Origin of the sequence: Nonomuraea sp. NPDC048826, from assembly GCF_043198225.1 — a bacterium.
Classification (GTDB): Bacteria; Actinomycetota; Actinomycetes; order Streptosporangiales; family Streptosporangiaceae; genus Nonomuraea.
This window is the reverse complement of record NZ_JBICUQ010000003.1, coordinates 700,585-711,120: the sequence shown is the minus strand read 5'-3', so window position 1 is coordinate 711,120 and position 10,536 is coordinate 700,585. Positions and strand designations below refer to the sequence as shown.

Annotated in this window: 9 protein-coding genes; 1 reads left to right on the top strand and 8 read right to left on the bottom strand. The window is 72.8% G+C overall.

The features are described 5' to 3' along the window. The 8 genes from ACGFI7_RS13810 to ACGFI7_RS13775 all read right to left on the bottom strand — a co-directional run bounded on the left by ACGFI7_RS13810 (nucleotide 1) and on the right by ACGFI7_RS13775 (nucleotide 8,926). Nucleotides 1-1,965, bottom strand: coding sequence for an ABC transporter transmembrane domain-containing protein (locus ACGFI7_RS13810; protein ID WP_393403529.1), 1,965 nt, complete (start codon nucleotides 1,963-1,965; stop codon nucleotides 1-3). Further along, entirely contained in the window at nucleotides 1,962-3,632 is a 1,671-nt protein-coding gene (locus tag ACGFI7_RS13805) for an ABC transporter ATP-binding protein (RefSeq protein ID WP_393403526.1), read from the bottom strand. Before ACGFI7_RS13805 ends, ACGFI7_RS13810 begins: the two co-directional genes overlap by 4 nt. A gap of 8 nt (nucleotides 3,633-3,640) precedes the next feature. Next, entirely contained in the window at nucleotides 3,641-3,868 is a 228-nt protein-coding gene (locus ACGFI7_RS13800; RefSeq protein WP_393403524.1) for an MbtH family protein, read from the bottom strand. After that, nucleotides 3,843-4,661 (bottom strand): ABC transporter ATP-binding protein, encoded by an 819-nt coding sequence (locus ACGFI7_RS13795; RefSeq protein ID WP_393403521.1) that lies wholly within the window; start codon nucleotides 4,659-4,661, stop codon nucleotides 3,843-3,845. Before ACGFI7_RS13795 ends, ACGFI7_RS13800 begins: the two co-directional genes overlap by 26 nt. Continuing rightward, nucleotides 4,658-5,713 carry a FecCD family ABC transporter permease gene (locus tag ACGFI7_RS13790; RefSeq protein ID WP_393403518.1) on the bottom strand — a complete coding sequence of 352 codons (1,056 nt, stop codon included), beginning with the start codon at nucleotides 5,711-5,713 and terminating at the stop codon, nucleotides 4,658-4,660. Before ACGFI7_RS13790 ends, ACGFI7_RS13795 begins: the two co-directional genes overlap by 4 nt. Then, nucleotides 5,710-6,777 carry a FecCD family ABC transporter permease gene (locus ACGFI7_RS13785; RefSeq protein WP_393403515.1) on the bottom strand — a complete coding sequence of 356 codons (1,068 nt, stop codon included), beginning with the start codon at nucleotides 6,775-6,777 and terminating at the stop codon, nucleotides 5,710-5,712. Before ACGFI7_RS13785 ends, ACGFI7_RS13790 begins: the two co-directional genes overlap by 4 nt. Further along, nucleotides 6,777-8,111 (bottom strand): lysine N(6)-hydroxylase/L-ornithine N(5)-oxygenase family protein, encoded by a 1,335-nt coding sequence (locus ACGFI7_RS13780; RefSeq protein WP_393403512.1) that lies wholly within the window; start codon nucleotides 8,109-8,111, stop codon nucleotides 6,777-6,779. The genes ACGFI7_RS13785 and ACGFI7_RS13780 overlap by 1 nt, the downstream gene beginning before the upstream one ends. 68 nt (nucleotides 8,112-8,179) lie before the next feature. Further along, complete coding sequence (locus ACGFI7_RS13775; RefSeq protein ID WP_393403509.1) at nucleotides 8,180-8,926, bottom strand: DUF6081 family protein; 747 nt, start codon at nucleotides 8,924-8,926, stop codon at nucleotides 8,180-8,182. Between the two features lie 191 nt (nucleotides 8,927-9,117). On the opposite strand from ACGFI7_RS13775, the gene ACGFI7_RS13770 reads away from it, so the two are divergent. Then, nucleotides 9,118-10,482 carry a hypothetical protein gene (locus ACGFI7_RS13770; protein ID WP_393403507.1) on the top strand — a complete coding sequence of 455 codons (1,365 nt, stop codon included), beginning with the start codon at nucleotides 9,118-9,120 and terminating at the stop codon, nucleotides 10,480-10,482. The last annotated feature ends 54 nt before the right edge of the window (nucleotides 10,483-10,536 follow it).

Sequence of the window (10,536 nt, the reverse complement as noted above, 5' to 3'; positions counted from 1 at the left end):
CTAACGTGAGGACGAGGTGGGGGTGCGCGCCTCCCAGGCACGCCAGAGCTCCGCGTACCGGCCGCCCGCGGCGACGAGCTCCCGGTGTCCGCCCTGTTCCACGATCCGGCCGTGCTCCAGGACGACCACCCGGTCGGCGGAGGCGGCCTGGGTGAGGCGGTGGGCGACGATCAGGGTGGTGCGTCCCCGGGTGGCCGCGGCCGCCGACTCCTCCAGGGTGCGGGCGCCCAGGCTGCCCGCCTCCGCGGTGGCCTCGTCGAGGATGGCGATCGGCGGGTCCACGAGGATCAGCCGGGCGAGGGCGAGCTGCTGGACCTGGGCCGTGGTGAGCTCGTGACCGCCCTCGCCGACCACCGTGTCGAGGCCGTCGGGCAGGGCCGTCACCCAGTCCAGGGCGCCGACGGCGGCCAGCGCGGCGGCGGCCTCCTCCGGCGAGGCGTCCGGCCGCGCCAGGCGCAGGTCCTCGACGAGAGGCCCGGCGAAGACGTGGATCTCCTGCGTGATGATCGCGACGTGCCCGCGCAGGCGCTCGGGACCGAGCTCGACCCCTCCGACGCGTACGGCGCCGCTGCCGGGTGTGAGGATGCCCGCGGCGATCGCCGCGATGGTGGACTTGCCCGCGCCGGTCGACCCGACCAGCGCCACCCGCGACCCGGCGGGCAGGCTGATGGACACGCCGTGCAGCACCTCGGGCGCGCCGTCGTAGCTGAAGTGCACGTCCCGCAGCTCCAGCGAGGCGTCAGCGGGCTGTACGGGCGAGCTCTCCTGGTCCGCCGGCCGGTCGCCGTCGGGGATGAGGTCGATGACGCCGACGAGCCTGGCCAGGCTGGCCCCCGCCGCCTGCACCTCGTCGAAGGTGAACAGGAGCATGCCGATGGGGTTGAACAGCCGGTGGAACAGGACGGCCGCAGCCGCGCTCTCGCCGACGGTCACGGTCCCCTGGCGGACAAGGAAGAAGCCGGTCACCAGGATCGCGGCCAGGCCGAAGAACTCGGCGCGGTTGACCCGGCCGACGAACCGGGTGAACAGCGTGAAGACCGACACGGTGATGTCGTGCACCTCGCGCGAGGCGTTCCCGACGCGGCGCAGGCGCCGCTGTTCCAGCCGGTACGCCTGCACGGTGCGGGCGCCCTGCATGCTCTCCACCAGCAGTTGCGAGTTGTCCGCGACCGCCCGGCGCTCGGCGGCGTACTTCGGGGCGGCGCGCGGCAGGTACCAGCGCAGCCCCACGACGTAGAGCGGGATCGCGACCGCGCCGGCCAGCCCGAGCCGCCAGTCGAGCCCGGCCATCGCGGCGACGCTCACCACGCCCAGCAGGAACGCGGAGATCATCGTCGGCACGACGCTGGAGGCGGCCTTGCCGATCGCGGCGGTGTCGGTGCTCACCCGCGACAGCAGGTCTCCCTTGCCGACCCGTTCCAGCGTGGTGACGGGCAGCGAGAGCGCCCGCGCCACCGTACGCTCCCGCAGGTCGGCGAGCATCTGCTCGCACACGCGGCTGATCAGGTACGTGGCCGGACCGGCGGCCAGACCGCCGATGAGCGCCCCGGCCACGATCACCGCCGCGATCGCGGCGAACGCCGACCCGGTCCCCTGCTCCCTGACCAGATCGACGAGCGTGCCCAGCGCGTACACGGGCACCACGGACGCACCGGCCCCGACGGCCCCCACGAGCACGGCGACCGTGGCGGCCGGCCACCGCTCACGCAGCTCCCCCCGCAACCACGCCCACGTCCGCCGCGCATCCGCGACGGGAAGCCGCTCACCCCCGTCGGACCGGGCCACCCCATCGGAGCCGGCCACCCCATCGGGACCGACCACCCCATCGGGACCGGCCACCCCGTCGGAGCCGACCACCCCATCGGGAACGGCCACCCCGTCGGAGCCGACCGCCTCATCCGGACCGGCCACCTCGTCGGGACCGGTTGTCTTGTTGGAGCCGGTCGTCTTGTCTGAGGTCGTCATCGCAGCACCGCCCGGTTGTAGTCGTCGTCGACGGCCAGGCCGGCGTGGGTTCCCTCGGCGGCGACCCGGCCGCCGTCGAGGACCACGACCCGGTCCGTCATGGCGAGCAGCGCCGGGCTGCTCGTCACCACCACGGTGGTGTGCTCCCCCGTGCCTCGCAGGGCGCGCAGGCCCCGGGCGATCTCGTGCTCGGTCACCGCGTCGACGGCGGTGGTCGGGTCGTGCATCACGAGGATCGGCGGCCGTGCCGTGAGCGCGCGGGCCAGCGCCAGGCGCTGCCGCTGCCCGCCGGAAAGGCTGGCGCCGCGCTCGGCGACCAGGTGCGCGAGCCCGTCGGGGTGGGCCGAGACCACCTCACCGGCCGCCGACGCCGCCAGCGCCGCCTCGTCCAGCGGCCCGCCGGCGGTGACATTGTCCTCGATGGTCCCGGTGAACAGGTCCGTGAGGTGCGGTTCCACCAGCATCGTCCGGCGGGCGTGCCCGGGTTCGAGCCGGGCCAGGCGGCTGCCGCCGACGAGGACCTCGCCCTCGTACTCGTCCGGCGCCACCCGCCCGGCCAGGACCTTGACCAGCGCCTCGGCGTCGGCGGCGCGATGGGACACCACGCCGACGAACTCGCCGGGGCGCACGCGCAGGTCGACCCCGTCGAGCGGGCCGTACCTGAGCCCGCGCAGCTCCAGGCCGGGCGGCCCGGCGACCTCTTCCGTGCCCTCGGGCAGCAGCGGCGGCGCGTCCAGGACCGCGGCGACGCGGTCGGCGGACGCCCTGGCCTCGGCGACCCAGCCGGGCACGACGGCGAGCAGCCCGATGGGCTCCATCAGGAACTGCGCGAGCCCGATGACGGTGATGAGCTCGCCGACCGTGATCCGCCCGTTGAGCGCGAACCACCCGGCCAGGATGGCGACCCCGCACGCCAGCAGCGCGCCGCCGGACGTGGAGGCGGACAGGTACCAGCCCTGGGTGCGGGCCGCGCGCACGGCTGCCCCGAGCGAGCGCCTGCTGACCTCGTCGTAGCGGCGGGCCGCGGCCCGCTCCGCGCCGATGCCGCGCAGCGGGCGCACCCCGCTGACCACGTTGGCCGCCAGGGACGTGGCCTCGCCGGCGAGCTCCTGCTGCTCGGCCACCCGCTTGGTGATCAGCGGGGTGGCGGCCTGCAGCGCCAGGAGGACCAAGGGCGTCCCGACCAGCACGGCCAGCCCGAGCTGCAGGTCGATGACGAGCAGCGCGACGGCGCTGACCGCGGTGGCGGTGAGCGCGCCCGCGACGCGCGGCACGTAGTCCAGCAGGTAGGAGGTGTTGTCGGTGTCGTTGATCGTCACGGTGAGCAGGTCGCCGGCCCGCCGGTCGGTCCTGATGCCGCGCGGATGCATGATCTTGGAGGCGACCTCCACGCGCAGGGTGTGCGCCTCGTCCGCGATGCCGATCATCAGCTGGCGGGCGCCGAACCGGTAGCACATGGTCAGCGCCGTGAACAGCGCGGCCAGGGCCGCCACCCAGAGCAGCAGGGCGCCGCCGTCGCCGGGACCGATCGCCTGGTCGACGATCACTCCGATGAGGATCGGCACCAGCGACTCGCAGACCTGGTGGAGGCTGATCAGGCCGGTGCCGGCGCTCAGCCTGCGCCGGTTGCGGGTCACCGCGCGCCACAGGACCCGGCGGCCGGTCATGGGAGAGGTCACTGCTCGGCGGCCATGCTCTCGCGCAGGCTCTTGGGCCGCAGGTCGGTCCAGTGTTCCTCGACGTAGTCGACGCACTCCTGGCGCCCGCTCCGGCCGCCCTCGCCGAAGACGACGCGCCAGCCCTGCGGCACCTCCTTGAAGGTCGGCCACAGGGAGTGCTGCTCCTCATCGTTCACCAGCACGTAGAAGGTGCCGTTCTCATCGTCGAAGGGGTTGTCGGACATCGTCTCTCCTGGTTGCGTGGTGGGAACGGGGGATGACGAGCGGGGTGTGGGTCTCCGGGTCGTCGATGATGCGACACGGCAGCCCGAACACATTCTCGATCAGTTCGGCGGTGACGACCTCCCGGGGGTCGCCCTGCGCCACGACGGCGCCGTCCTTCATCGCGATGAGGTGGTCGGCGTACCGGCAGGCCTGGTTGAGGTCGTGCAGGACGGCCACCATGGTGTTGCGCTGCTCCCGGTTCAGCCGGAGGCAGAGTTCGAGCAGCTCGACCTGGTGGGCGATGTCGAGGAAGGTGGTCGGCTCGTCCAGCAGCACGATGGAGGTCTCCTGGGCGAGCACCATCGCCACCCAGACCCGCTGACGCTGGCCGCCGGAGAGCGTGTCGACGAGCCGGCCCGACAGCTCGGTGACGCCGGTGGCCTCCATCGCGCTCACCACGGCCGCCTCGTCCCGCGCCGACCACTGCCGCAGCAGCTTCTGGTGCGGGTGACGCCCGCGCGCCACCAGGTCGGCCACGGAGATGCCCTCCGGGGCGATCGACGACTGCGGCAGCAGGCCGAGCCGCCTGGCGACCTCCTTGGCCGGGTAGGCGTGGATGTCCCGGCCGTCCAGCACCACCTGTCCCGCCGACGGTTTGAGCAGCCGGGACAACGCCCGCAGCAGGGTGGACTTGCCGCAGGCGTTCGGCCCGACGATCACGGTGAACGCGCCGTCGGGGATCTCGACGCTGAGGTGCTCGCTGATCGGCCGCTGGTCGTAGCCGAGGGTGAGGTCGGAGGCGCTCAGTCTCACGTGCCCGCCTTTCGCGCCGGCCTGGCCAGCAGCCAGGCGAAGTAGAGCCCGCCGAGCGACACCGTCACCACGCCCACGGGAAGCTGGGTCGGGGCGAACAGCCGCTGGCCGAGCCAGTCGCTCGTGGTCAGCAGCAACGCGCCCATCATGGCCGAAGGCGCCAAGGCCACGCCCGCCGAACGGGTGAGCAGCCGGGCCAGTTGCGGGGCGGCGAGCGCGACGAACGAGATCGGCCCCGCGGCCGCGGTCGCCACGGCGGTGAGCGCGACGCCGGCCACGAGGTAGAGCACCCGGGTCCGCTCGGTGCGCACGCCGAGCGCGGCGGCCGGTTCCTCGCCCATGGCCAGCAGCGACAGCCGCGGCCCGAGGGCGAGCAGCGCCCCGGCGAGCAGCGTGACCGCGGCGGCCACGACCGGGACCTGGTCCCAGGTGACCGTGTTGAGACTGCCCTGCCCCCAGATCGCCGCGGCGACGGCGAGCTGCAGCTTGACCTTGATGATGAGCCACTGGTTCACCGAGGCGAGGACGGCGCTGATCGCGATGCCCACGATGATGAGCCGGAACCCCTGGACGCCGTGCCGGTAGGCGAGCAGGTAGACGACCGCGGCGGCCAGGAGCCCGCCGATCAGCGCGCCCGCCGCGGTCTGGAGGTGGTCGCGGCCCACGAACAGCATCATGACCAGCACCCCGGTGTACGCGCCGGTGTTGAACCCGATCACGTCAGGGCTGCCCAGCGGGTTGCGCAGCAGCGACTGGAAGACGGCGCCGCTGAGCCCGAGCGCCGCGCCGATGAGCAGCGCCAGCAGCACGCGCGGCAGCCGCCACTCCACGATCACCAGCCGGGTCGCGCCCGAGCCCTGCCCGGCCAGCGCCTGGATCACCTCGCCCGGCGGCACCTCGAACTCGCCGCTGCCCAGCCCGAGCACGGCGACCCCCAGCGCGGCCAGCCCGAGCCCGGCGCAGACGAGCGCGGTACGTGCGCCGAACCGCACGGAGAGCGGGCCGGGGCGGCGCACGACCACGACCCGGTGCCCGAAGTCCACCCCGCTCACAGGCCCCGCACCGCCTTCCGGCGGATCAGCCAGATCAGCACCGGCGCGCCCAGGAACGCGGTGACGATCCCCGCCTGCAGCTCGCCCGGCCGCATCAGCACCCGCCCGGCGATGTCGGCGCCGAGCAGCAGGATCGGCGCGCAGATCACCGTGTACGCGAGGATCCAGCGCTGGTCGGGCCCGACGATCCGGCGCACGGCGTGCGGCACCATGAGCCCGACGAACCCGATCGGCCCCACGGCGGCCGTCGCCGCGCCGGTCAGCAGGGTCACCGAGAGCACCGACAGCACCCGCGTCCTGACGACGTGGGCGCCGAGCGTGCGGGCGAGGTCGTCGCCCAGCGCGACGGCGTTGAGCGAGCGGGCGGCCGCGGCCGCCAGGCCGAGCCCGGCCAGGACGAACGGGGCGACGGCCGCGGCGATCGTCATCGGCCGCCCGGCGAGCGTGCCGACGTCCCAGAACCGCAGGTAGTCGAAGGCCCTGGGCTTGAGCAGCCGGATCGCGGCCGAGGCGCCCTCCAGGACCGCCCCCAGCGCGACGCCGGCGAGCGTCAGCCGGAGCGGCGTCGCCCCCTCGCGCCCGATCGAGCCGAGCGCGTAGACGAGGACCGTCGCGACGGCCACCCCGGCGAAGGCGAACCAGACGTACGACCAGATCCCGGTGAGCCCCAGCACGCCGATGGCGAACACCACGAAGAGCGCCGCCCCGGAGTTCATCCCGAGGATCTGGGTGTCGGCCAGCGGGTTGCGGGTCACGGCCTGGAGGATCGCGCCGGAGACGCCCAGCGCGGCCCCGGCCAGCAGGCCGAGCACGGTCCTCGGCACCCGCAGCTCACGCACGATCGTGTGCTCGTCCGTACCGGAGAAGTGCGCGAAGGCGTCCCAGACCGTGGCCGGGGCGATGGTTCTGGCGCCGACGACGACGCTCAGCACGCAGGTGACCGCCAGCGCCGCGACCAGCGCGAGCAGCCAGCCGCTCCGGCCTGCGGTGGTCGCCGCGAGACCCGCGGCCGGGCCCGCCGGCCGCTCCGCGGCGAGGGCCGCTCGGCCCTCGGAGACGACCACTAGGTGGCCGCCCTGGCCCGCGGCGCCCGGCGGGCGAGCAGCGAGTCGCGGATCTCTCCTGCCCTGATCGCGGTGGTGGACAGGAGCGTCGAGGTGAGCCCGTGGGTGTGCTCGCCCGCGCCTTGCAGGTAGATGCCGGCGGACACGTGCGCGGCCGTCTCGACGCGGTAGTCGCGGCCGATCCTGACCTCGTCCTCCTCGTCGCGGAGGCAGAGCTTGGCCGCCCGGCCGAGCACGGCGCCGATGTCCTGCGGCCGGTAGCCGGTGGCGTGCACGAGCAGGTCGGCTTCGATCACCTCGCGTTCGCCGGTGGGCAGGAACTCCACCTCGGCCCGCAGCCGGTCGCCCGCGGCCCGCACCTCCCTGATGCGGGAGGCGCGCAGGATGCGCAGCCGCTCGCTGCCCAGCACCTTCTCCCGGTAGACGGTCCGGTACAGGGACTCGATGAGATCCATGTCGACCACCGAGTAGTTGGTGCCCCGGTGGTAGTCGAGCAGGGCCTGCTTGACCTGGGCGGGGGCGCCGAAGTAGGCGTCCACGGCGGCGGGGTCGAAGATCTGGTTGGCGAACGGGCTGTCGTCGGCGGGGGTGTACCCGTACTTGGCGAACACGGCGCAGATCTCCGCGTCGGCGAAGGTCCGGTGCAGGTAGTCGGCCGTCTCCGCGGCGCTCTGCCCGGCACCCAGCACCAGGGCCCTGCGCACGGAAGTCCCCGCCTCCCGTAAGGCGGCCACCCGGGGCAGCAGTTCGCTGTTGTGCCACACCCGGTCGGAGACGACGGTGCCGGGAGGCAGGTGCGGCTCCAGGCCGGTCGCGACGCAGAGGTTGCGGGTGCGGCGGACGGAGGTGCGCTCGGGGCGCTCCGGATCGCGGACGAGCACGTCGAACGCGGTGACCTCGCCGCCCTCCCCCCTCACCGGTTCGACGGACACCGCCTCGGCCGCGTACTCGACCAGGTGGCGCATCCGCTCGGCCGCCCACGCGAAGTAGGCGTGGAACTCGATCCGCAGCGGGAAGAGCGTCTTGTGGTTGAGGAAGTCCACCAGTCTGCCGCTCTGCTTGAGGAAGCAGAGGAAGCTGAAGTCGCTGGCCGGGTCGCGCATGGTGACCAGGTCCTTCAAGAAGGACACCTGCATGGTCGCGTCGTCGAGCAGCATCCCCTTGTGCCAGCCGAAGTCACGCTGCTTCTCCAGGAACACCGCCCGGAGCCGTTCACCCGCCGGGACCCGCGCGTTGTGCTCCTCCAGCGCGATCGCCAGGGCGAGGTTGGATGGGCCGAAGCCGATCCCCAGGATGTCGTAGGTGTCGTCAGGTCCGCTCAGCAGTGTCTCCACCGAGGCATCGCCTCCCTCTGGCGGACATGCTAAATAAGGTTAGCCTAACCTTGCAAGGATCGATGACCCTACCCCGCGCCGCGGACGCGGAACCGGCGCCATCGGGCGTCGATGCCCTGGCCGGCGAGCGAGCGGCTGCGGCCGTCCCGGATCGGCAGCATCGTCCAGACGCCGAACCCGACGCGCACCCGCTCGGGGATCAAGGTGCCGCGCGCCTCGTACACCGGGTGCCCGTCGACCTGCCAGACGGCGGCGCTCCGGGCGCGGTCTAGGGTGATCTCGCAGGTCCGGGGGCGGGTGAAGTCGTCGCCGAAGTCCTCGTACGGCGATTCGACCACGTGGTAGAACGGCCGGTCGGCGCCCCACGCGCCCAGCTGCTCGTGCAGCGCCAGCACCCGCGTGGAGGTGCCGCAGACGGCGAAGACGCGCTTGCTGTCCTCGAAGTCGAAGACGTGGAAGGCGGCCATCGCCCGGCGGTAGTCGTCCGGGTCGCCGCCGACGTTCTCGACCGCGAGATCGGCGGCGAACGTCGCGGGCCGATCGGGCGGCAGCGCGAACCGCCGGGTCGAGAAGATCAGGTATTTGGCGCTGTCGGCGGGCTGGAACGTGTCGTGGGCCATGGTGAAGCGGGGGATCCGCAGGCGCGCCTCCCCCGCGCCGACGTCCAGCTCGGCGGCGGGGTCGAGCGGGGTGTGGTCGCCGCCCTCCGGGAGCGGCAGCCGCGCCGGGCTCCAGCGCGTGATGTCGAGGTCCGGTCCGTCGAACGTGTCGTACGTGACGTAGCCGTCGTCGGCGGCATGTTCCTCAGGGTGCACGGTTTCCCTTTCGCGCAGATCGGGGGTGATTCACCCTCTCCTCTACCCATGCAGAGCTTTCGCCCTGTTCGCGAACCGGTTTATTGTGCGTGGTTCGCTTTAGTACGTACGCGTGCGGGTCGCGGGTTCATTCCCATGCCATTCAAGGGCGTAGTCCTATTAATGGCGAAATACCATCTCACAATGGGGCAATGACCGATCCTCGACAGCCTCACCCGGAAGATCCGTGGGGCCAGGCACAGCAACCACCGCTGGGACAGGGTCGCCCGGGGAACGGGCCGCAACCCCGGCAGGGCGGCCCGCCACCCGACTTCGGCCGCCGGTCGGGACGGCACGGGGCGCCCGACCCGCAGGACCCCTTCGGCCCGCGCGGCTGGGAGGACCCCCAGCATCGGCAGCCCTCACCGGACCGGCAAGCCTGGCCCGACCAGCAGCCCTGGCAGAACCCGCCTCCCCGCCAGGACCCGCCTCCCCGTCAGGACCAGCAGGTCTGGCCGGACCAGCAGGCCTGGCCCGACCAGCGGGGCCGCCAGGACCAGCAGGCTTGGCCCGACCAGCAGGTTCGACAGGACCAGCAAGCCTGGCCCGAACAGCAGGCCTGGCCCGATCAGCAGCCGTGGCAGGAACAGCAGACGCGGCAGGAGCAGCAGCCGTGGCAGGAACAGCGGCAGGAACCGTGGCAGGACGCGCAGGCGTGGCAGGAGCCGCAGAACCCGCGCTCCTGGCAGGACCGGTTCAACCCGCCGCCCCCGGGCCCGCCCGACTTCGACCTGCGCCCTCGGCGCAACACCGGCCTGGTCGTCGCGCTCTCCATCGGCCTGGCGGTGGTCCTGCTGGGCGGGGGCACGGTCGGCGCGTTCTCGTACATCAACGCCACCGGGGCCAAGCCCGCCGCCCAGCCCGGCGACGACCCACGCCCCACGTCCGCGCCCTGGCAATCAGACCAGCCCGAGGAGGACAAGTCGTCGGAGGGCGAGCCGGACGGCAACGCGGCGGAGAACGAGGACGAACCGTCCGGCGAGCCGACCGACCAGGCCGGCGAGCCCACGGACGCGCCGCCCGCCTCGGGCCGCCCCGAATCGGGATCGCCGATCGCGCACACCGAGTTCGAGGACTGGCGCTTCGACTGGGAGGGCGTGCGATTCTCGGCCAAGAAGGTCGGCGGCTGGACGTACGACACGTGTGATCCGGTCGACGGGCAGGGGGTGCTGGCCGGCAACAAGTGCGAGCGCGCGATCCAGGTCGCCTACACGGCCTATCGGGGGCATCTCAAGGCGGTCCAGGTGACGATGGCGTTCCCGTCGGAGAAGGCCGCCAAGGCCGCCGCCGCGCGGCTGACGAAGCTCGACTCGACCGCGGTGAACACGCGCAGGGACATGTCGTTCTCGTCGTTCGCGTACGGAAGGGTTCTGACGCACCCGTCGAGGAACTACGTGATCCACACGATCGTCACCACCGACAAAACGGCCAAGGCCAGAGCTCCGAAGTTCCACGCCTATCTGCATGCCACCGGCGTCAGCCACTTCCTGCTGCGCGACCATACCGTAACCACATAAACAGTTAATGACCCCTTTCTCACGAAATAGCCGCCCATGGGAGGAAGGGAAGCG

Bases quoted from the DNA above. Each gene is read 5' to 3' on its own strand.
- ACGFI7_RS13810 (WP_393403529.1), bottom strand. From the start codon at position 1,965: ATGACGACCTCAGACAAGACGACCGGCTCCAACAAGACAACCGGTCCC.
- ACGFI7_RS13805 (WP_393403526.1), bottom strand. From the start codon at position 3,632: ATGACCGGCCGCCGGGTCCTGTGGCGCGCGGTGACCCGCAACCGGCGC.
- ACGFI7_RS13800 (WP_393403524.1), bottom strand. From the start codon at position 3,868: ATGTCCGACAACCCCTTCGACGATGAGAACGGCACCTTCTACGTGCTG.
- ACGFI7_RS13770 (WP_393403507.1), top strand. From the start codon at position 9,118: ATGACCGATCCTCGACAGCCTCACCCGGAAGATCCGTGGGGCCAGGCA.